We start from the raw sequence: 20900 nt of genomic DNA, 5'->3' as shown, positions 1-20900 counted from the left end.
GCTGGGAATTAATATGTTTCAAATTCTAAAAGCAGAGAAGACGATCGGCTTTATGCGTTGGTCGAAAGTAGCCTTCATTTTCTCAATCTTTATGATTGCTGCTTCTATCTTCACGTTGTCAACCAAATGGCTGAACTGGGGTCTGGACTTCACAGGCGGTACGTTGATTGAAGTTGGTTTTGAAAAGCCAGCTAATCTGGAAAAAATCCGTACGGCTCTGGATGCTCAAGGCTTCGGCGACGCGACGGTACAGAACTTTGGTAGCGCACGCGATGTGATGGTTCGTCTTCGTCCTCGTGATGATGTATCTGGTGAAACGCTGGGTAACCAAATCATTGGTGCAATCAAAGATGGTACGGGTGAAAGCGTAGAGATGCGCCGAATTGAGTTCGTAGGTCCAAACGTTGGTGATGAGCTAACAGAGGCTGGTGGTCTAGCGATACTTGTGTCGTTGATCTGTATTCTGCTCTACGTATCAATGCGATTTGAATGGCGTCTAGCAGCGGGTGCAGTATTAGCACTGGCGCACGACATCATTATTACGCTTGGTGTGTTCTCGTTCATGCAGATTGAAGTTGACCTGACTATCGTTGCAGCACTACTCACGGTTGTCGGTTACTCGCTCAACGATACCATCGTTGTATTTGACCGTATCCGTGAGAACTTCCGCAAAATGCGTAAAGGTGAACCCGCAGACATCATGGACGCTTCAATTACTCAGACGTTGAGCCGTACATTGATTACTTCGGGTACGACGTTATTCGTAGTCATTGCGCTGTTTGCTCAGGGTGGTGCTATGATTCACGGCTTCGCAACCGCATTGCTACTTGGTATCACGGTAGGTACTTACTCTTCTATCTACGTTGCATCAGCACTAGCGCTAAAACTGGGTATCCAGAAAGAGCACTTAATGCCACCTCAAGTAGAAAAAGAAGGTGCAGAGTTCGACGAGATGCCATAAAGCAGATTGAGAACCTAATACGAAAAACCGCTGAGTGTTCAGCGGTTTTTTTGTGCCTAAAAAAACTACCGAGGAGGTTTTTAGATACTCAATCCTAGCTAGTGATATTCAGATATAAAAAAGCCCCACTCAGAGAGTAGGGCTATTAAAAAGGGCTAGAATGACTTTAAAATCTGTTACTTAAGGATCGCGCTGTTACCGTTTTCGCGAATGTGCTTAAGGATAGATTTTACGCCACGAGCGCTAGAAGCAACAATGTTGCCAGACTTCATGTAGTCAGTACCGCCAGAGAAGTCTGTTAGGATAGCACCAGCTTCACGAGCAATAAGCTCACCAGCCGCCATATCCCAAGGTTTTAGACCTAGCTCAAAGTAACCATCAACACGGCCTGCAGCCATGTAACATAGGTCAAGCGCAGCAGAGCCACTACGACGGAAGTCAGCACACTCAGTGAATAGAGAGCCAACGATCTTGATGAAAGACTCAGAGTGTTGCTTCTGCTTGAATGGGAAACCAGTTGCTAAAACAGTACCTTGAAGGTCTTTAAGCGGAGTAACACGGATACGTGCGCTGTTAAGCTGTGCACCAGCACCACGTTGAGCAGTGAATAGCTCGTTTTGCATTGGATCGTATACACAAGCAACTTCAGTTTTGCCTTTGATACGAACTGCAATAGAAACAGCGAAGTGTGGGTAACCTTTTACAAAGTTATTAGTGCCATCCAGTGGGTCGATGATCCATTGTACGTCTTTATCTTTACCTTCGATAAGACCTTGTTCTTCAGCAACGATACAGTGCTCTGGGTAAGACTGCTTGATAGTATCGATGATGATGTATTCTGCTTCTTTGTCTACGTTAGTGACAAAGTCATTATTGCCTTTAAGTGTAGATTCTACTTTATCTGTGTTTTCTAATGATTTAGCAATATGATTGCCTGCCTTTCGCGCAGCGCGAATAGCAATGTTTAGCATTGGATGCATACGAATTTCCCAACGGATGTTAAAGAACGAATAAAAGCGGCGGCGAGTATACCAAAGATAAACGAAAAAGGAAGTGGTTATTTTTTACTCTAAAAAGTAGAGGAGGGAAGACTGGTTATTGTTTGGTATACGACATCAATTAACGAGAATGCGAATAGGGCACGGCTTCGCCCTAGGGTGTGTTAAAAAATTATGTTAATATCCTGCGGTTTTTAATTAGGTAGCAAACATAGATGTTGGATCAAGTAAAAATCGTACTCGTAGGTACCTCTCATTCAGGCAATATTGGCTCTGCAGCCCGTGCAATGAAAGTCATGGGGTTAAGCCAACTTGTATTGGTTGATCCACAGTGTGAAGTGGATGAACAGGCGTTGGCGTTAGCGGCCGGAGCAGGTGATATTGCTCAAAATGCTACGATTGTTAGCTCGCTGGATGACGCCGTTCTGGATTGTGGACTGGTCGTTGGTTCAAGTGCTCGTTCACGTACTCTAGAGTGGCCAATGCTGGAGCCGCGTGAGTGTGGTGAGAAGTTCGCTGTTGAAGGTCAAAAGCACCCAGTAGCGCTGGTATTTGGGCGTGAGAGAACTGGCTTGACCAACGAAGAGTTACAGAAATGTCACTATCATGTTTGCATTCCCGCTAATCCGGAATACAGCTCCTTGAACTTAGCAATGGCAGTGCAAACCCTCGGCTATGAAGTTCGTGTTGCTCACCTTAACCTGGAAAAAAGTCAGTTTTCAGCAGCTGAGCAAGAGGAATACCCACGTCATAAAGAATTAGAAATGTTCTTTGAGCACCTTGAAAAGGTCATCGTGGAAACCCAGTTTATTAGTAAAGAACAGCCGGGGCAGGTGATGAATAAACTGCGTCGTTTGTTCACTCGAGCTCGACCTGAAGCTCAAGAGCTTAATATTCTTCGAGGCATTTTGACCTCGATAGAGAAGAAACGCTAAGTAAAAAATAGCCACCTTTAATGTGAGGATAAATACCTGAGTAAATTGGTCAGATAAATACTTGACTAAAATACTCGGGTATGGAAAAATCATAATCATTACAAACCATGTGGATACGGTGTGGTATGAAACTTACATCTAAAGGAAGATATGCGGTGACAGCCATGCTGGATGTGGCACTGCATTCGCAACAAAACCCAGTACCTCTTGCTGATATTTCAGAACGTCAGGGGATCTCGCTGTCGTACTTAGAGCAGCTGTTTTCGAAATTGCGTAAAGCGGGCCTTGTTGCCAGTGTTCGCGGTCCTGGTGGTGGTTATCGACTTGGTACCGACGCTAATGACATCGCAATTGGTACTGTGATTGCGGCTGTGGATGAGTCAGTCGATGCAACGAAATGCCAAGGTAAAGGAGACTGCCAAGGCGGTACTCGTTGCTTAACTCATACCCTTTGGCGTGACTTAAGCTCTCGTATCAGCGACTTCTTGAATAACATCACCCTCGGTGAGTTGATGAAAGACAACGAAGTACTAGAAATTTCTGATCGTCAGGACATTGATCTGGCGGTGACTAATGGGCTTACCAACAAAAATACAACCACCGCGCCCATCGGTATCAACGTCCGCTCTTAGCGGTCAGCTTTTTACATTGGAGTAGAGAATGAAACTGCCGATTTATCTTGATTATTCCGCTACATGTCCAGTTGATCCACGTGTTGCTGAAAAAATGGTTCAGTACATGACTATGGATGGCACATTTGGCAACCCAGCGTCTCGCTCGCACCGTTACGGCTGGCAGGCAGAAGAAGCAGTGGATACTGCTCGTGAGCAAATTGCTGACCTTCTAAATGCAGATCCACGCGAAATCGTATTCACATCAGGTGCGACTGAGTCTGACAACCTTGCAATCAAAGGTGCAGCTCACTTTTACTCTAAAAAGGGTAAGCACGTAATCACTTGTAAAACAGAGCACAAAGCGGTGCTTGACCCATGTCGCCAACTAGAGCGAGAAGGGTTTGAAGTGACTTACCTAGAGCCAGAATCAAACGGCCTGATCGATCTAGAAAAACTTAAAGCAGCAATGCGTGATGACACTGTGCTTGTTTCTATCATGCACGTGAACAACGAAATCGGCGTGATTCAAGACATTGCAACCATTGGTGAGCTATGTCGTGAGCGCAAAATCGTATTCCACGTAGATGCGGCCCAATCTGCTGGTAAGGTGACAATCGACGTTCAAGAAATGAAGGTTGATTTGATTTCACTATCGGCACACAAAATTTACGGCCCTAAAGGTATTGGTGCGCTTTACGTACGTCGTAAGCCACGTATTCGCCTTGAAGCGCAAATGCACGGTGGTGGTCACGAGCGTGGTTTCCGCTCTGGTACACTAGCGACCCATCAAATTGTTGGTATGGGTGAAGCTTTCCGCATCGCAAAAGAAGAGATGCAGAAAGACTATGATCACGCTCTTGCGCTTCGCAACCGTCTTTACAATGGTGTGAAAGACCTTGAGGCAGTAACGGTTAACGGTGATTTTGAGCAACGCGTACCACACAACCTAAACATCAGTTTTGCTTTCGTAGAAGGTGAATCACTACTGATGTCGCTGAAAGATCTAGCGGTATCTTCTGGTAGTGCTTGTACTTCTGCGAGTCTAGAGCCTTCTTACGTTCTACGTGCCCTAGGCATGGATGACGAATTGGCTCACAGCTCGGTTCGTTTCTCATTCGGTCGTTTCACGACGGAAGAAGAAGTTGATTACGCAATTGAACAGATCCGCGTTGCAGTGACTAAGCTACGCGACATGTCTCCTCTATGGGATATGTACAAAGAAGGGATTGATCTGAGCACTGTTGAATGGGCTCACCATTAATCTCAGGGATAGATAGAGGATTCGAGGTAATTTATCATGGCATACAGCGAAAAAGTAATTGATCACTACGAGAACCCACGTAACGTCGGTTCATTTGACAAAGAAGACCCATCAGTAGGTAGCGGCATGGTTGGCGCTCCAGCTTGTGGTGATGTGATGAAGCTGCAAATCAAAGTGACACCAGAAGGTATCATTGAAGATGCGAAGTTCAAAACATACGGTTGTGGTAGTGCAATCGCATCAAGCTCACTCGTAACTGAATGGGTTAAAGGTAAGTCTGTTGATGAAGCAGCAGCAATCAAAAACTCTGAGATTGCAGAAGAGCTAGAACTTCCACCAGTGAAAGTTCACTGTTCAATTCTTGCTGAAGATGCAATCAAAGCAGCGGTTGCAGACTACAAGAAAAAACACCAAGAATAATTATTCCGTAATATAATGGGAGTCTTTAACGCTCCCATTCCAATCGTAATTTAGACAGACTAAGGTGCAGTATGGCCATCACAATGACAGAAACAGCGGCAAGTCGCGTAAAAGCATTCTTGGATAACCGAGGCAAAGGTATCGGTTTACGTCTTGGAGTGAAGACGACTGGTTGTTCCGGTATGGCGTACGTGCTTGAGTTTGTTGACGAGCTTAATGATCAAGAAGATGAAGTATTTGACCTGTCAGGGGTGAAAATCATCATCGACAAAAAAAGCTTAGTGTACTTAGATGGCACCGAATTGGATTACGTGAAAGAAGGGTTGAATGAAGGTTTTGAGTTCAACAACCCTAACGCGAAAAGTGAATGTGGTTGTGGTGAAAGCTTCAACGTCTAATTGATTGTCCTTCTGGGCAAACGAGTCCGGAAGGCTTTACTAGGACCCGAACTTAATGAATCACTTTGAATTATTTGGGCTACCAAGTCAGTTTAAGCTGGATGGTAGCCTTCTTTCTTCTCAGTTCCGAGAACTACAAAAACGTTTCCACCCGGATAACTTTGCCATTGCGTCTGAGCGTGATCGCTTGATGGCAGTGCAAAAAGCCGCGCAAATTAACGATGCGTATCAAATCCTGAAAAACCCAATCTCCCGAGCGGAGTACATTTTGGCCGAGCAGGGTATTGAAATTCGTGGTGAACAACAAACCATGCAAGATCCTATGTTCTTAATGGAGCAAATGGAACTGCGTGAAGAACTGGAAGACATTGCTGGCAGCTCTGATCCAGAATCGGCGCTTTTTGACTTCGATTCTAAGGTCAGCAAAATGTACAAACAGCATTTGGCAAGCGTTGAGCAAGAGCTTAATGACGGTCTTTGGGCAGAAGCCGCAGACCGAGTTCGCAAACTGAAATTCGTTGCCAAACTAAAGAACGAAATTGAGCTGGCTGAAGAGCGACTCCTCAGCTAGTTAGTGTGACAAGGATCTATAATGGCACTACTTCAAATCGCAGAACCGGGCCAAAGCTCGGCACCTCATGAGCATAAGTTAGCAGCAGGTATCGACTTAGGCACGACCAACTCATTAGTTGCTACCGTGCGCAGTGGCGATACCACGACTTTACAAGATAAACAGGGTCGTAGCATTCTGCCATCGGTGGTGAACTACTCGGCAGAAGCAACCGTCGTGGGTGATGATGCAAAAGAAAAAGCAGAGTTCGAACCTGAAAATACCATTATCTCAGTAAAACGTTTAATCGGTCGTTCTCTGAAAGACATCCAATCTCGTTACCCATCGTTACCTTACCAGTTTAAAGAGAGCGATAACGGTCTACCAGTTTTACAAACTGCTCAAGGTGATAAAAACCCGATTGAAGTCTCTGCTGATATTCTAAAAGTGCTGGGTCAACGTGCTGAAGAATCATTAGGCGGTGAGCTGGCTGGCGTGGTGATCACAGTGCCAGCATACTTTGACGATGCGCAGCGCGCGGGTACAAAAGATGCAGCGAAGTTAGCGGGGTTGCATGTACTTCGTCTTCTTAACGAACCAACTGCAGCGGCAATTGCTTATGGTCTGGACTCACGTCAGGAAGGCGTGATTGCAGTGTACGACTTAGGTGGCGGTACATTTGATATCTCTATCCTGCGCCTTTCTAAAGGCGTATTTGAAGTACTGGCAACCGGCGGTGATTCAGCGCTAGGTGGTGATGACTTTGACCATTTGTTTGCCGACTTTCTGATGGAACAAGCGGGTCTTGAAGCCCCTCTTTCTGCAGAGAAAAACCGCACATTATTGAACATCGCAACCGCAACGAAAATTGCATTTTCCGAGCAAGACAGCGTAGACGTTGACGTATTCGGTTGGAAAGGCACTGTAACGCGTGAGCAGTTTGAAGAGTTAATCCGTCCTCTTGTGAAGAAAACACTGATGTCTTGCCGCCGTGCGTTAAAAGACGCAGATGTAGGCGCGGAAGAAGTGCTTGAAGTAGTGATGGTTGGCGGCTCAACACGTACTCTGTTAGTGCGTGAAATGGTTGGTGAATTCTTCGGTCGCACACCGTTGACAAGCATTAACCCAGATGAAGTCGTCGCAATTGGCGCAGGTATCCAAGCGGATATTTTGGCCGGTAATAAGCCAGATTCTGAAATGTTGCTGCTGGACGTCATTCCTCTGTCGCTGGGCATTGAAACCATGGGTGGCTTGGTGGAAAAAATCATTCCTCGCAACACCACAATTCCTGTTGCTCGTGCGCAAGAATTTACCACGTTCAAAGATGGTCAAACGGCCATGAGCGTGCATATTGTGCAAGGTGAACGTGAAATGGTGGATGACTGCCGTTCTCTGGCTCGTTTCTCGCTCAAAGGTATTCCACCAATGGCGGCAGGCGCGGCACACATTCGTGTAACCTACCAAGTGGATGCGGATGGCTTGCTTTCTGTTACAGCGATGGAAAAGAGCACAGGCGTGCAATCTGAAATTCAAGTGAAGCCTTCATACGGTTTGAGTGATACTGAAGTGGCCAACATGTTGCGAGACTCAATGAGTCATGCGAAAGAAGACATGCAAGCCCGTGCCTTAGCAGAACAGCGCGTAGAAGCAGACCGAGTCATTGAAGGTTTGATCGCTGCAATGCAAGCTGATGGTGATGAACTACTATCAGAGCAAGAGAAACAAGATCTAGTAAACGCCATTGAAGCACTGATTGAGCTGCGCAATGGTGAGAATGCTGATGCCATTGAGCAGGGCATTAAAGATACCGATAAAGCGAGCCAAAACTTTGCATCGCGTCGTATGGATAAATCGATTCGAGCTGCGTTGTCAGGTCAATCAGTAGACGATATATAAGAGATAAGTAGTTATGCCTAAGATTATTGTATTACCACACGAAGATTTGTGCCCAGAAGGCGCCGTGCTGGAAGCTGATACTGGTGAAACTGTTCTGGACGTAGCGTTGAAGAATGGTATCGGTATTGAACACGCATGTGAAAAATCCTGTGCTTGTACCACTTGCCACGTGATCATTCGTGAAGGTTTTGATTCTCTTGAAGAGAGCGAGGAGCTAGAAGATGACATGCTAGATAAAGCATGGGGTCTTGAGCCTGAGTCTCGCCTTGGTTGTCAGGCGAGAATCGCGGATGAAGATTTGGTTGTTGAGATTCCGAAATACACGCTAAACCACGCGTCAGAAGATCACTAAAACTATCCCCCAAGTACAAGGGAAAGAAAAAGGAAAATGAGCATGAAATGGACAGATTCTCGCGATATCGCGATTGAGCTTTGTGACAAGTTTCCAGATGTTGATCCACAAACCGTACGTTTTACCGATCTTCATCAATGGATCATGGAGTTGGATGAGTTTGAGGATGACCCAAACCATTGCAACGAAAAAATCCTCGAAGCCGTTATTATGTGCTGGATGGATGAAGCGGACTAATGCTCAATTCGGCGGTAAAACGCAGCCGAGTTAACAATTTTTACTAAAAAAAGCGGACCGTTAGGTCCGTTTTTTTATCATTTTGACATTTTTGCCCTACATAATGCTAACATCCGTGAGTTACTAAAAATAAGCGGCGTAGGCAACGCCGTTATAAGACAAGGAGAAACCATGTCTACACAGATGTCTGTATTTTTAAGCCAAGATTCTGCAGCCCCACATTGGGGTGAAAAGGCCCTGCTCTCATTTGCCGAGGCTGGAGCAACCATACACTTGGGTGAAGGTCATGATCTTGGTGCAATTCAGCGCGCAGCTCGTCAGCTAGATGGCCAGGGAATTCATTCCATACTACTTTCTGGTGACAATTGGGATCTAGAGAGTATCTGGGCTTTCCATCAAGGCTACCGTAACCCGAAAAAACACGGTTCTCTTGAGTGGGTTGCTCTATCAGAAGAAGATCAATCTGAGCTTCAGGCGCGTATTACCGCTACCAACTTCACACGCGATATCATCAACAAAACGGCAGAAGAGGTTGCGCCTCGTCAACTTGCAACGATGGCAGCGGAATTCATCAAATCTGTTGCACCTGAAGGCACAGTAACCGCACGTATTGTTAAAGATAAAGATCTGCTGTCGGAAGGCTGGGAGGGTATCTACGCTGTCGGTCGTGGCTCCGAGCGCACATCAGCAATGCTGCAATTGGACTACAACCCAACCGGTGATGAGAATGCACCTGTATTCGCGTGTTTGGTCGGTAAAGGCATTACTTTTGATTCAGGCGGCTATAGCCTAAAGCCTTCTGCATTTATGAGCGCAATGAAAGCGGACATGGGTGGCTCCGGTACGATCACTGGCGGTTTGGGCTTAGCTATTCAGCGTGGTTTGAATAAACGTGTCAAACTGATCCTTTGCTGTGCGGAAAACATGGTGTCAGGTCGTGCGCTTAAACTGGGTGACATCATTACCTACAAAAACGGTAAAACCGTTGAGATCATGAATACTGATGCCGAAGGTCGTTTGGTGTTGGCTGACGGTCTAATCTACGCCAGTGAACAGAAGCCTGAGCTTATTATTGACTGTGCAACATTGACTGGCGCAGCGAAAAACGCACTGGGCAACGATTACCACGCGCTAATGAGTTTCGATGATGAGCTTTCTCATCAAGCTCTGACAGCGGCAAACCAAGAGAAAGAAGGCTTATGGCCACTGCCTCTTGCTGATTTCCACCGTGGCATGTTGCCATCAAACTTTGCGGATCTATCAAACATTAGCTCCGGTGATTACTCTCCAGGCGCAAGTACAGCCGCTGCATTCTTGTCTTACTTTGTTGAAGATTACAAGAAAGGCTGGTTACACTTTGACTGTGCGGGTACGTACCGCAAATCAGCTTCTGAAAAATGGGCTGCAGGTGCAACTGGTATGGGGGTTCGCACTCTTGCTCGCTTTCTTAACGAGCAAGCCGACAAGTAATTAAAGTGCGGCATTTGGCTTCCTGATGCCGCATTAATCAGTCACTTTGATATAAAACTATTATTACAAGTACAAAAAGGAAACTTTATGGCTCTAGAAAGAACGTTTTCAATTGTTAAGCCTGATGCTGTGGAACGAAATCTAATCGGTGAAATCTACAATCGCATTGAAAAAGCAGGTCTGCGTATTGTGGCGGCAAAAATGGTTCACCTGACTGAAGAGCAGGCGAGCGGTTTTTACGCAGAACACGAAGGCAAAGAGTTTTTCCCTCCTCTAAAAGAGTTTATGACCTCTGGTCCTATTATGGTTCAGGTCCTAGAAGGCGAGAATGCGATTGCACGTTACCGTGAACTGATGGGGAAAACCAACCCAGAAGAAGCGGCAGCAGGTACACTTCGTTGTGATTACGCACTAAGCATGCGCCACAATTCAGTACATGGCTCTGATAGCCCAGAGTCAGCGGCTCGTGAGATTGAGTTCTTCTTCCCTGAGTCAGAGATCTGCCCGCGTTAATCTTGAATTAACATGTGCTCGTAACGATAGTAAGCCTCGGAAAAGTCCGAGGCTTTTTAGTTTGTCAAAGCCGGTCTACCGTCATGAGAGGGTTGTCTAAAATTTAATCAGAGTGATTTTAATGCCTTAGCAAAGTCAGGGTTTTAGACCCCTTGTTGTAGCTGCATAAAGGCTGTACAATTCGCGCCCTTATTCTTGTTTCAGTCATTGAGAGGCAACATGACTACTGAAAAAATTAATCTACTCGACTTTGATCGCAAAGGCATGCGTCAATTTTTCGCGGAAGAACTAGGCGAGAAAGCGTTTCGTGCTGATCAGGTTATGAAGTGGATCTACCATTTCGGTGTTGATGACTTCGACAACATGACGAACATCAACAAGAAACTACGTGAAAAACTGCAGCACAAGTGTGAAATCAAAGCACCAACTGTAGCTGAAGCGCAACACTCTTCTGATGGCACGATTAAATGGGCTATGAAGGTTGGCGATCAGGACGTAGAAACGGTTTACATCCCTGAAGACGATCGCGCAACATTGTGTGTGTCTTCTCAGGTTGGTTGTGCACTAGAATGTAAGTTCTGTTCAACGGCTCAACAAGGCTTTAACCGTAACCTTAAAGTGTCTGAAATCATTGGTCAGGTGTGGCGTGCTGCGCGTGAAGTCGGCCTTGAGAAGGAAACTGGACGTCGCCCAATTACCAACGTGGTAATGATGGGCATGGGCGAGCCTCTTCTGAACATGAAGAACCTAATCCCTGCGTTGGAGATCATGCTGGATGACTTAGGCTTTGGTTTATCTAAGCGCCGTGTGACGGTATCAACTTCGGGTGTTGTGTCTGGTCTTGATCAGATGACAGGTAAAATTGATGTTGCATTGGCAATCTCTCTTCATGCACCGAACGATAAGTTGCGCAGTGAAATTATGCCAATCAACGATCGTTGGGATATTCAAGATTTCTTAGCATCTGTGCGTCGTTACATTGCTTCATCTAACGCGAACCGTGGCAAAGTGACGGTAGAATACGTGTTGCTTGATCATGTCAATGACGACATGGACCACGCGCGTGAGCTAGCTGAACTGATGAAAGACACGCCATGTAAGATCAACTTGATTCCGTTTAACCCGTACCCAGGTTCACCGTATAAGAAGCCAAGCAACTCTCGTATTGACCGCTTCCAAAAGACTCTGATGCAGTATGAGCATACAGTTACTATTCGTAAGACTCGTGGTGACGATATCGATGCGGCATGTGGTCAGCTTGTTGGTGATGTTATTGACCGCACCAAGCGTACCGCTGCGTTAAAAGCGGCACGTGGCGCGGATACAATTGAAGTCAAAGCTGTATAAGCTGTGTGAATTTTAAAATAGCCAGAGCCTCTTGCTCTGGCTATTTTGTTTAGAGAGATTGCTATAAGCAAATGGCTGTCATGTCAGGTGATGCATATTTTATCACCTGTATTGGCGACGTAAAAATCACGATGCTGAGGCGGTTAATGAAGGTTGTTTCGCATCATAACCCTGAGCTTAGAGTGGAATTGCGTATAATTTCCAATTACAGTGTCAAAGTTTGGACAAAAGCTTGAGCAATCTGTTAGTTTGAGTGGAAAGAGTTTTTGTCTTTGTTATACATTGTCTTATCATGTTGTATAACATTTATGACAGCATCGGGAAATCTCAGCTTGTTCTCTCATACGTTTCGCTGATATCTGCGAGACGAGTATTCACCTTCAAAGCTCAGAGAATTTCTTAAAATTATTACTTTGGTTAACACGATTAGCCTAGCTTTCTTTAAGTGGGTCTTAAGAAAAACAACGAAAATCAATAACCGTGTTAGCCACTAAAACAGACTAAAAACCATCATTATGACAGAACACGAAAACACGAATGAAGTACCGCTTTCTATTGAAGCGGGCACACTATTGAAAAACAAACGCGAATCTTTAGGAATGACACAAAAGCAAGTTGCTGATCGCCTGAGACTTCGCGTTTCTGTTATTGAAGATATTGAGAATAATCGATTTGAATCCCAACAAGTGGCGACGTTTACTCGTGGTTACTTGCGCTCGTATGCCAAAGTGGTTGGTCTTGATGAAAAAGTGGTGTTAACGGCATTAGAGCAAACCACCGATATCCAACCGAAAGATCAAGAAATCGAAATGCAGAGCTTTTCTCGCAAAACAAAGCATGAAAAGCACAACAGCCGTATTATGTTTCTGACCTGGGTTATCGCGATAGTGATTACCGGGATCTCTGCTGCCTGGTGGTGGCAAAACCAACAGGATAATAGTCTGACTCAGGTTGTGACAGATTCCAGTGTTGAAGCGCCAGTACCGAGCGCAAAAGAGTTAGCTGATATTGACCAAATGAGTGCCGACGAGTTAATCGCAAGCGAGCCAGTAGATATAACCGCTTCAACAGAGCAGTCTGTAGCACCAGACGAAGCGCTAAGCACTGTAGAATCAACAGAGGCACTCGCAACGATTAGTGAAGAGCTAGCAAACACAGACGTCGCAGAGCCGGTTCCAGTGATTGAAGAAGCTTCGGTTGTTGAAGAGCCAGCGATCACCGTGCCGGAAGGGATGACCCTTCTCACTATGACATTCAAAGCAGATTGCTGGATTCAGGTGAAAGATACTAACGGCAAAACGTTGGTAAGTGGCACCCATAAACCAGGCCAGGATGTAGAACTTACCGGAAAAGCACCATTTAAAGTGATATTGGGCGCGCCGGAAGGGGTTACAATGACATTTGCGAGTGAACCTGTCGACCTTTCTGGGTATACTTCAGGCAAAGTCGCTAGATTCACTTTACCGTTATAAAAAATTATGCAACACGAATCTCCAATTATACGTCGTAAATCGACGCGTATTTATGTGGGTGATGTGCCAATTGGTGATGGTGCGCCAATTGCTGTACAGTCAATGACCAACACTCGCACGACTGACGTAGAAGCGACAGTCGCACAAATCCGAGCACTAGAAAAAGTGGGCGCAGACATCGTACGTGTTTCTGTACCTACGATGGATGCTGCTGAAGCCTTTAAACTGATCAAACAGCAAGTCTCTGTTCCGTTGGTCGCCGATATTCACTTTGATTATCGTATTGCGCTTAAAGTGGCAGAGTACGGTGTTGACTGTCTGCGTATTAACCCAGGCAACATCGGCAACGAGGAGCGTATTCGCTCGGTAGTTGACTGTGCCCGTGACAAAAACATTCCAATCCGTATTGGCGTTAACGGCGGTTCTTTAGAAAAAGATCTGCAATTGAAGTACGGTGAACCAACCCCAGAAGCGTTGGTTGAGTCGGCAATGCGTCATGTGGATCACCTTGATCGCCTTAACTTTGATCAATTCAAAGTGAGCGTGAAAGCCTCTGATGTTTTCCTTGCGGTAGATTCATACCGTCTTTTAGCGAAGAAAATTGACCAGCCCCTACACTTGGGTATTACCGAAGCGGGTGGAGCGCGTGCTGGTGCAGTGAAGTCTTCTGTAGGCTTGGGCATGCTTCTGGCTGAAGGTATCGGTGATACTTTGCGTATCTCTCTTGCTGCAGATCCCGTTGAAGAGATCAAAGTTGGTTTCGATATTCTGAAGTCCCTACGCATTCGTTCACGCGGAATTAACTTCATTGCGTGTCCAAGCTGTTCTCGTCAGGAATTTGATGTTATCGGGACCGTCAATGCACTTGAAGAGCGTTTGGAAGACATCATCACCCCGATGGATGTATCGATTATCGGTTGTGTAGTCAATGGTCCGGGTGAAGCAGAAGTTTCTCATTTAGGCTTGGCTGGTAGTAACAAGAAGAGTGCGTTCTATGAAGATGGTAAACGCCAGAAAGAGCGCTTTGATAACAACGACCTTGTGGATCAGCTAGAAGCTAAGATTCGTGCGAAAGCGTCTATGATGGACAGCAATAGTCGCATCGAAGTAAAAGTACAAGATTAATCTCAACGAGAATTACGGTAAGTATTGTGGCAAAAACAATTCAAGCAATTCGAGGCATGAACGACTGCCTCCCAACTCAATCACCACTGTGGCAAAAGTTAGAAAGCACAGTGAAAAGTGTAATTAGCGCATACGGCTATAACGAAATGCGCATGCCAATCGTTGAGATGACACATTTATTTAGTCGCGCAATTGGTGAAGTGACTGACGTCGTTGAAAAAGAAATGTACACGTTTGAAGATCGTAACGGCGATAGCCTGACGCTTCGTCCGGAAGGTACTGCAGGTTGTGTACGTGCAGGGATCGAAAACGGTCTACTGTACAACCAAGAACAACGCGTTTGGTACATGGGCCCAATGTTCCGTCACGAGCGTCCTCAAAAAGGTCGTTACCGTCAATTCCACCAATGTGGCGTGGAAGTATTTGGCTTAAATGGCCCTGACGTTGATGCAGAACTTATCATGATGACGGCGCGTCTATGGCGTGAACTGGGTATCGATAAGCACGTTCGCCTTGAGCTAAACTCAATTGGTTCACTAGAAGCGCGTGCTAACTACCGTGAAGCTCTGATTGCCTTCCTAGAACAGCATATGGATGTTTTGGATGAAGACTGTAAGCGTCGTATGCACACTAACCCTCTGCGTGTTCTTGACACTAAAAACCCTGATGTTCAGGCTATTTTAGGTGACGCTCCTCGTCTTTCTGAACACTTAGACGAAGAATCTAAGCAACATTTTGCAGGTCTGTGTGAACTTCTTGATGCTGCAGGCATCGAATACACAGTTAACGAACGTCTTGTTCGTGGTCTGGACTACTACAACCGTACTGTTTTCGAGTGGATTACTGAAAGCTTAGGTGCACAAGGTACAGTATGTGGTGGGGGTCGTTATGACGGTCTAGTTGAACAGCTAGGCGGTAAAGCAACACCAGCAGTTGGTTTTGCTATGGGCCTTGAGCGTCTAGTACTTATGCTGGAAACGCTAGAGTTAACTGAAGTACGTCGTAGCGTTGACGTATACGTTGTGACCGCGGGCGAAGGTACTATGATGGCAGGGATGAAACTTGCCGAGCAGCTTCGTGAAGAGGTACCTGGCGTACGTGTGATGAGTCACTTTGGTGGCGGTAACTTCAAGAAACAGTTTAAACGCGCAGATAAAGTCGGTGCTGTTGTAGCATTGGTTCTGGGTGAGAACGAAGTTGCGGATAACACCGTAGTATTGAAAGACTTGGCTGGTGGTGAGCAACACACTTACAACCAAGCAGAAGTTGCTGAAAAGATCGCAGCACTGATTTAAGTCTTTTAGTAAGCTAGTAATTTTATCCTGGTTCGTTCTTTGAGGCTCCCAAATGTGGAGCCTTTAAACGAGATGGGAACAATGGCATCTTTGCTGCCATTTACATGTTTTAAGAGGACAGGAAGTGGAACTTTACGATACTGAAGAACAACAAGTTGAAGCAATTAAAGACTGGTGGAAAGAGAACGGCAAAGCCGTCATCATCGGTGCAGTTGTTGGTCTAGGTGGTTTATTTGGTTGGCGTTACTACCAGGATTCAGTGATTCAGGCGAGTGAAGCAGCTTCACAGAACTACACGACAGCGATTAATGCATTACAGGAAAAAGGTGTTGATGCACAGACTGAAGTTCAAGCTTTCATCGATTCAAGCAAAGTAAAAGAATATTCAGTATTAGCCGCTCTGCAACTCGCGAAATCACAAGTGGAAGCACAAGATCTTTCTGCTGCACTTGAGCAACTAAAATGGGCTCAAAGCAGCACTAAAGATGCAGCATTGTCACCACTTATCAGTTACCGCATCGCTCGTATTGAAGCGGAACTGGGTAACTTTGATGCAGCAACGTCTGAACTAAGCAAAGTAACCGATGCCGCATGGAATGGTCGTATCGCGGAGCTTCGTGGTGATATCGCTCTTCGTCAAGGCGACAAAGATGCCGCGTATGCTGCTTACACCGAAGCACAGCAGGCGACGGATGTAAGCCCAACGCTACAAATGAAATTGGACGATCTGGCGAAGTAAGGACCGCATTGGATGAAAAGAGTCTTTAAAAAAGCCTTGTTAGGGGCGTTAACGATGGGAATCCTCGCGGGTTGTGCGAGCGAAGAAGATACCATTGTTATGGCGCCGCTACCTCAAGTCGATAGTGAGTTTACGACTCATACTGAGTGGAGCACCTCAGTCGGTGATGGCGTCGGTCATTACTTCTCTAAACTGTCTCCAGTTTATGCCAACGGTACTCTATTTGTTGCAAGTCGTGACGGTGTTGTCAAAGCGCTGAATCCAGAAAACGGCAAGCCGTTATGGGAAGTTGATCTAGAAGAGAGTGTTGTTGCTCGTCTATCTGGAGGTATCACAGCTGCTTACGGAAGCCTATACATAGGTTCTGACAACGGTGATGTCATTGCACTTTCCCAAGAAACTGGCGAAGTAAACTGGCGTGTTAAGGTTGGCGGAGAAGTACTGGCGAAGCCGGTTGCTGACTCTGGTTTGATCATCATTAATACCAGCCGAGGCATGCTTGTTGCTCTCAACGAAAGCACTGGTGAGCAACGCTGGGCATTGAGCACTGAAGTTCCTAACCTGACTTTACGCGGTGATAGCACACCAGTGGCTATTGGTGGCGGTGTTTTCTGGGGTACGGCAAATGGCCGACTGGCAGCGGCGATTGTTGAACGTGGTCAGCTTATTTGGCAACAACCAGTTGGTACGCCAAAAGGTGCAACGGAAATCGACCGTTTGGTTGACGTTGACGCGTCGCCAATTGTACTTGGTGGCACTCTTTTCACCATCGGTTTTAATGGTCAGCTAATTGCGGTTGACTTGCGCTCTGCTAACCCGATTTGGAAGCGTAACTACTCATCGGCGAATGATATGGCAACGGATGGTAGCCGTCTGTTTGTCATCACTGAAAAAGATCATGTTTTCGCCGTTGATGCACGAAGTGGCACTGAGTTGTGGGAAAACAGCTTGCTAGAGCACCGTCAACTGACGGCTCCAATTGTGATAGGCAACTATCTGGTTGTAGGTGACACATTGGGTTACCTGCATTGGATGGATCGCTCAACCGGTGAATTCGTAGCGCAGCAATATATTGATGACAGTGGTTTTGCTGTTGGTCCAACATTGCTGTCTGATGGTTATGTCCTTACTACTCGCAACGGCGATGTAAAGAAACTAACCATTAACGAATAATATCGTGATATAATTCACATTCGGCTCCTGGCTGGTGACAGTTAGGAGCCGTTTTGTTGTTTGAAATTATTATTTATTAACAGTTATTCTTGACGTGGTTATAGGTAAAACCTGGTTTGATTTGGCATTGGGCAAGTCGTTACCTATAACTACAGAAGAAAGATTATTGTAGAGGTTGTTATGGTACCTGTTGTGGCCCTAGTAGGGCGTCCGAATGTAGGTAAATCTACACTATTTAACCGATTGACACGCACTCGTGACGCTTTGGTTGCGGACTTTCCTGGCCTGACGCGAGACCGTAAATATGGCCAAGCTAAACTTGATGAAGAGCATGATTTTATCGTCATTGATACCGGTGGTATTGATGGTACGGAAGAAGGCGTTGAAACAAAGATGGCCGAGCAGTCGTTAGCGGCCATTGATGAAGCTGACGTAGTGCTATTCCTTGTTGACGGTCGTGCTGGTCTTACGTCTTCTGATGAAGCGATTGCGGCGCACCTACGTAAAATTGAAAAGCCAGCAATGCTGGTAGTAAACAAAATTGACGGTATTGATGCCGATGCTGCTTGTGCCGATTTCTGGCAGTTGGGTGTCGATGACATGTACCAGATTGCTGCTGCTCATGGCCGTGGCGTGACTGCACTTCTTGAGCGTGCTCTGGCGCCATTCTTTGATGACTTGCTGACCAGTGAGTCTGAAGAAGGTGAGATTGAAGATCTGACTGAATTTGAAGATGCGGAGATCCTCGAAGAAGAGTACAGCGAAGAAGAAGCGGAACAAGAGTTTCAACGTTTGCAAGAGCAGCCAATCAAACTTGCAATCATTGGCCGTCCAAACGTTGGTAAATCAACGTTGACCAACCGTATTCTGGGTGAAGAGCGTGTCGTTGTTTACGATATGCCTGGTACCACACGTGATTCTATCTACATCCCAATGGAACGTGATGGTCGTGAGTACGTACTTATTGATACAGCAGGCGTACGTCGCCGTGGCCGTATCAATGAAACTGTTGAGAAATTCTCAGTGGTTAAAACGTTGAAGGCTGTAGAAGATGCAAACGTGGTTCTACTCGTTATCGATGCTCGTGAGAACATTTCTGATCAAGACTTGAGTCTGCTCGGTTTTGCTCTGAACGCTGGTCGCTCTATCGTACTTGCTGTAAACAAGTGGGATGGTCTGGATAACGATGTGAAAGAGAACGTGAAGAAAGAGCTAGACCGTCGTCTGGGCTTTGTCGACTTCGCTCGAATTCACTTTATCTCAGCATTGCATGGTACCGGAGTTGGCCACTTGTTTGAGTCAATTCAGGAAGCATACAAGTCTGCAACGACACGTGTAGGTACTTCAGTGCTCACTCGTATCATGAAGATGGCCGTTGATGATCACCAACCACCTATGGTTCGTGGTCGCCGAATTAAGCTGAAATACGCACACGCAGGTGGTTATAACCCACCAATCGTCGTCATTCACGGTAATATGGTTCGTGAGCTACCAGATTCGTACAAGCGCTATCTAATGAACTATTTCCGCAAGTCTCTGGAAATCATGGGTACACCAATCCGTATTAACTTCCAGAACAGTGAGAACCCGTTTGAGAACCGTACCAACAAACTTACGATTTCTCAGGAACGTAAGCGAAAGCGCATGATGTCTGCGGTTAAAAACCGTAATAAATAATCGAGTTCAAAAATACCCAAGTTTTACTTGGGTATTTTTTTATCTTCAAAACACAGAACAACACATATGACGATTACTGCGACTAAAATTCGCTTCTGTCATCAGACATGGCAGCTAGAATCCCCTGTACAACTCATCGAACATAACGGTGATGTGAGTTATCTGGTGACCGAGACCACCCCTTTTCATCCCGTTAGCCACATTTGGCCAGATCACCCTGCTGATAAAGGCTCGATTGAAATAAACGGAGCGTTGTTCACGGTTCTTGACTGTCAGGTTGGTGCGATAGAGCAAGCCACAAACACACTATATGTTGGAACTGCAATTCCAGTAAAACGAGATACAGCAGGCTGGATGTTTGTTGTCGTGCATGTGCTACCAAGAGTAGAGTTACTTGAACCGGGTATGATGGTCTCGTTGCAAGTGGATAAACCCTATCAACTCTCTCTTAGTCGTGGTCATAGCGCCGGACATCTCGCTTACTTAGCATTAAATAAAGTTCTGGCCGATGGTTATTGGCGTAAAGACGCCGACCGTAAAGACCCTCATGGTCATTATGACTTTAACAGCTATGCTCAGGAGACAAGCTTTGTTACGCCGGACAAGTGCGTGGATACGTATCGTTTAGGTAAAACACTCCGAAAAAGAGGGTTAAACAGCGCAGATATGCTGTTGGACCTTAGTGACATAGAACATAAAGTCAATGTTCAGTTGTCTGAATGGCTCCAGCGCGCAGCGACGATCATTATTGAGTGTCATGGTGATAATCTTACCGATTCTCGCTATTGGAAGTGCGATCTGGGAGAGGGTGAAATCGCTGTGATCCCTTGTGGTGGCACGCATGCTGAACACTTAAATGAGTTTGGTTCAATACAAGTAACCTTAATAGAATGTGGCCCACAAACCATTGAAATGCACACCGAAGTAAAAGTGTTTTAAGATAATTAGATCTTTTTATAAAATCCTGATAAGTTGTTTTTTAAACTTTTCCGTTGGAGTTTATGTCTGATTTAAATTGAAATGCAGAATATGTAACTTATGCTTTCGGTGTGTGGTTATATAAATATTCTTTTAGGGGGTGATCGCTGATCAAATGGGTAATATCCGATGATCAGAGTAAGATCTTTATATGTCCGAACGAATGACGCATCAATCTGATTTCTCAAAAGCAGTGACGGCGATCAATGTTTAGCGTGGCAATTTTTGAATAATGGAATCAAGAAATGAGTAAGGTAAAAGCTTATGCAGCAGAACATTTGTCCGACTTGTGACGTTGAATTAGAGTGGACGGGTCAGTATCACTGTAACCAGTGTGACTCAGATTTCAAAAAGGTAGGGTTTTGTCCCGAATGTGACGCTGAACTGGAAAAACTTCAGGCTTGTGGGGCGGCGAATTACTTCTGTAATACCTGTAATGAACTCAAATCAAAATCTCGAGTTCGATTTGAGTTTCAAAAGATTGACTAA

General features: G+C 45.6%; 22 protein-coding genes. 21 read left to right on the top strand and 1 reads right to left on the bottom strand.

Annotated features, from left to right (window positions below):
- Positions 1-13 precede the first annotated feature (13 nt).
- The gene (gene secF / locus L3V31_RS19655; RefSeq protein WP_237318583.1) at positions 14-961 is read left to right on the top strand and encodes a protein translocase subunit SecF; all 948 of its coding nucleotides are present in this window, start codon (positions 14-16) and stop codon (positions 959-961) included.
- Between the two features lie 176 nt (positions 962-1137).
- Here secF and suhB read toward each other — a convergent pair whose 3' ends face one another.
- Positions 1138-1941: an inositol-1-monophosphatase gene (gene suhB / locus L3V31_RS19650; protein WP_237318580.1), complete on the bottom strand. Its 804-nt coding sequence runs from the start codon at positions 1939-1941 to the stop codon at positions 1138-1140.
- Positions 1942-2174: 233 nt separating this feature from the next.
- On the opposite strand from suhB, the gene trmJ reads away from it, so the two are divergent.
- The 20 genes from trmJ (at position 2175) to L3V31_RS19550 (ending at position 20900) form a co-directional block, all read left to right on the top strand.
- Entirely contained in the window at positions 2175-2894 is a 720-nt protein-coding gene (gene trmJ, locus L3V31_RS19645; protein WP_237318578.1) for a tRNA (cytosine(32)/uridine(32)-2'-O)-methyltransferase TrmJ, read from the top strand.
- 125 nt (positions 2895-3019) lie between these two features.
- Positions 3020-3526, top strand: a complete 507-nt coding sequence (gene iscR, locus L3V31_RS19640) for a Fe-S cluster assembly transcriptional regulator IscR (RefSeq protein ID WP_237318577.1) — start codon at positions 3020-3022, stop codon at positions 3524-3526.
- Between the two features lie 28 nt (positions 3527-3554).
- Entirely contained in the window at positions 3555-4769 is a 1215-nt protein-coding gene (locus L3V31_RS19635) for an IscS subfamily cysteine desulfurase (RefSeq protein WP_237318576.1), read from the top strand.
- 36 nt (positions 4770-4805) lie between these two features.
- A complete protein-coding gene (gene iscU, locus L3V31_RS19630; RefSeq protein WP_005381718.1) occupies positions 4806-5189 on the top strand; it encodes a Fe-S cluster assembly scaffold IscU in 384 nt (127 codons plus the stop codon).
- Between the two features lie 71 nt (positions 5190-5260).
- Positions 5261-5587 (top strand): iron-sulfur cluster assembly protein IscA, encoded by a 327-nt coding sequence (gene iscA / locus L3V31_RS19625; protein WP_237318574.1) that lies wholly within the window; start codon positions 5261-5263, stop codon positions 5585-5587.
- A gap of 55 nt (positions 5588-5642) precedes the next feature.
- On the top strand, positions 5643-6158 hold the full coding sequence (hscB, locus tag L3V31_RS19620; protein ID WP_237318571.1) for a co-chaperone HscB: 516 nt from the start codon (positions 5643-5645) through the stop codon (positions 6156-6158).
- A 21-nt stretch (positions 6159-6179) separates the two neighbouring features.
- Complete coding sequence (gene hscA / locus L3V31_RS19615) at positions 6180-8033, top strand: Fe-S protein assembly chaperone HscA (protein ID WP_237318570.1); 1854 nt, start codon at positions 6180-6182, stop codon at positions 8031-8033.
- Positions 8034-8046: 13 nt separating this feature from the next.
- A complete protein-coding gene (gene fdx, locus L3V31_RS19610; RefSeq protein ID WP_237318568.1) occupies positions 8047-8385 on the top strand; it encodes an ISC system 2Fe-2S type ferredoxin in 339 nt (112 codons plus the stop codon).
- A 42-nt stretch (positions 8386-8427) separates the two neighbouring features.
- Positions 8428-8622, top strand: a complete 195-nt coding sequence (gene iscX, locus L3V31_RS19605; RefSeq protein WP_005391546.1) for a Fe-S cluster assembly protein IscX — start codon at positions 8428-8430, stop codon at positions 8620-8622.
- A gap of 171 nt (positions 8623-8793) precedes the next feature.
- Positions 8794-10092 (top strand): aminopeptidase PepB, encoded by a 1299-nt coding sequence (gene pepB / locus L3V31_RS19600; RefSeq protein ID WP_237318566.1) that lies wholly within the window; start codon positions 8794-8796, stop codon positions 10090-10092.
- 87 nt (positions 10093-10179) lie between these two features.
- Positions 10180-10605, top strand: a complete 426-nt coding sequence (ndk, locus tag L3V31_RS19595; RefSeq protein ID WP_014230937.1) for a nucleoside-diphosphate kinase — start codon at positions 10180-10182, stop codon at positions 10603-10605.
- Positions 10606-10824: 219 nt separating this feature from the next.
- Entirely contained in the window at positions 10825-11952 is a 1128-nt protein-coding gene (locus L3V31_RS19590) for a bifunctional tRNA (adenosine(37)-C2)-methyltransferase TrmG/ribosomal RNA large subunit methyltransferase RlmN (RefSeq protein ID WP_014230938.1), read from the top strand.
- 515 nt (positions 11953-12467) lie between these two features.
- A complete protein-coding gene (rodZ, locus tag L3V31_RS19585; protein ID WP_237318565.1) occupies positions 12468-13424 on the top strand; it encodes a cytoskeleton protein RodZ in 957 nt (318 codons plus the stop codon).
- A 6-nt stretch (positions 13425-13430) separates the two neighbouring features.
- Positions 13431-14549, top strand: a complete 1119-nt coding sequence (gene ispG / locus L3V31_RS19580; protein WP_237318563.1) for a flavodoxin-dependent (E)-4-hydroxy-3-methylbut-2-enyl-diphosphate synthase — start codon at positions 13431-13433, stop codon at positions 14547-14549.
- Between the two features lie 26 nt (positions 14550-14575).
- The gene (gene hisS / locus L3V31_RS19575) at positions 14576-15844 is read left to right on the top strand and encodes a histidine--tRNA ligase (protein ID WP_237318561.1); all 1269 of its coding nucleotides are present in this window, start codon (positions 14576-14578) and stop codon (positions 15842-15844) included.
- Between the two features lie 124 nt (positions 15845-15968).
- Positions 15969-16583 (top strand): YfgM family protein, encoded by a 615-nt coding sequence (locus L3V31_RS19570; protein ID WP_237318559.1) that lies wholly within the window; start codon positions 15969-15971, stop codon positions 16581-16583.
- A gap of 12 nt (positions 16584-16595) precedes the next feature.
- Entirely contained in the window at positions 16596-17756 is a 1161-nt protein-coding gene (bamB, locus tag L3V31_RS19565; protein ID WP_237318557.1) for an outer membrane protein assembly factor BamB, read from the top strand.
- 180 nt (positions 17757-17936) lie between these two features.
- Complete coding sequence (gene der / locus L3V31_RS19560; RefSeq protein ID WP_237318555.1) at positions 17937-19433, top strand: ribosome biogenesis GTPase Der; 1497 nt, start codon at positions 17937-17939, stop codon at positions 19431-19433.
- 66 nt (positions 19434-19499) lie between these two features.
- Positions 19500-20372, top strand: a complete 873-nt coding sequence (locus L3V31_RS19555) for an alanyl-tRNA editing protein (protein ID WP_237318553.1) — start codon at positions 19500-19502, stop codon at positions 20370-20372.
- A gap of 303 nt (positions 20373-20675) precedes the next feature.
- On the top strand, positions 20676-20900 hold the full coding sequence (locus tag L3V31_RS19550; RefSeq protein ID WP_237318552.1) for a zinc ribbon domain-containing protein: 225 nt from the start codon (positions 20676-20678) through the stop codon (positions 20898-20900).

Source organism: Vibrio sp. J1-1, assembly GCF_021728395.1.
Classification (GTDB): Bacteria; Pseudomonadota; Gammaproteobacteria; order Enterobacterales; family Vibrionaceae; genus Vibrio.
Note: the sequence above shows the minus strand (reverse complement) of the source record. Positions and strands in the feature narration are given on the sequence as shown.

What these genes read in the sequence shown, in the direction of transcription:
- secF (WP_237318583.1), top strand. Translation starts at nt 14, where the DNA reads ATGTTTCAAATTCTAAAAGCAGAGAAGACGATCGGCTTTATGCGTTGG.
- suhB (WP_237318580.1), bottom strand. Translation starts at nt 1,941, where the DNA reads ATGCATCCAATGCTAAACATTGCTATTCGCGCTGCGCGAAAGGCAGGC.
- trmJ (WP_237318578.1), top strand. Translation starts at nt 2,175, where the DNA reads ATGTTGGATCAAGTAAAAATCGTACTCGTAGGTACCTCTCATTCAGGC.
- iscR (WP_237318577.1), top strand. Translation starts at nt 3,020, where the DNA reads ATGAAACTTACATCTAAAGGAAGATATGCGGTGACAGCCATGCTGGAT.
- L3V31_RS19635 (WP_237318576.1), top strand. Translation starts at nt 3,555, where the DNA reads ATGAAACTGCCGATTTATCTTGATTATTCCGCTACATGTCCAGTTGAT.
- iscU (WP_005381718.1), top strand. Translation starts at nt 4,806, where the DNA reads ATGGCATACAGCGAAAAAGTAATTGATCACTACGAGAACCCACGTAAC.
- iscA (WP_237318574.1), top strand. Translation starts at nt 5,261, where the DNA reads ATGGCCATCACAATGACAGAAACAGCGGCAAGTCGCGTAAAAGCATTC.
- hscB (WP_237318571.1), top strand. Translation starts at nt 5,643, where the DNA reads ATGAATCACTTTGAATTATTTGGGCTACCAAGTCAGTTTAAGCTGGAT.
- hscA (WP_237318570.1), top strand. Translation starts at nt 6,180, where the DNA reads ATGGCACTACTTCAAATCGCAGAACCGGGCCAAAGCTCGGCACCTCAT.
- fdx (WP_237318568.1), top strand. Translation starts at nt 8,047, where the DNA reads ATGCCTAAGATTATTGTATTACCACACGAAGATTTGTGCCCAGAAGGC.
- iscX (WP_005391546.1), top strand. Translation starts at nt 8,428, where the DNA reads ATGAAATGGACAGATTCTCGCGATATCGCGATTGAGCTTTGTGACAAG.
- pepB (WP_237318566.1), top strand. Translation starts at nt 8,794, where the DNA reads ATGTCTACACAGATGTCTGTATTTTTAAGCCAAGATTCTGCAGCCCCA.
- ndk (WP_014230937.1), top strand. Translation starts at nt 10,180, where the DNA reads ATGGCTCTAGAAAGAACGTTTTCAATTGTTAAGCCTGATGCTGTGGAA.
- L3V31_RS19590 (WP_014230938.1), top strand. Translation starts at nt 10,825, where the DNA reads ATGACTACTGAAAAAATTAATCTACTCGACTTTGATCGCAAAGGCATG.
- rodZ (WP_237318565.1), top strand. Translation starts at nt 12,468, where the DNA reads ATGACAGAACACGAAAACACGAATGAAGTACCGCTTTCTATTGAAGCG.
- ispG (WP_237318563.1), top strand. Translation starts at nt 13,431, where the DNA reads ATGCAACACGAATCTCCAATTATACGTCGTAAATCGACGCGTATTTAT.
- bamB (WP_237318557.1), top strand. Translation starts at nt 16,596, where the DNA reads ATGAAAAGAGTCTTTAAAAAAGCCTTGTTAGGGGCGTTAACGATGGGA.
- der (WP_237318555.1), top strand. Translation starts at nt 17,937, where the DNA reads ATGGTACCTGTTGTGGCCCTAGTAGGGCGTCCGAATGTAGGTAAATCT.
- L3V31_RS19555 (WP_237318553.1), top strand. Translation starts at nt 19,500, where the DNA reads ATGACGATTACTGCGACTAAAATTCGCTTCTGTCATCAGACATGGCAG.
- L3V31_RS19550 (WP_237318552.1), top strand. Translation starts at nt 20,676, where the DNA reads ATGCAGCAGAACATTTGTCCGACTTGTGACGTTGAATTAGAGTGGACG.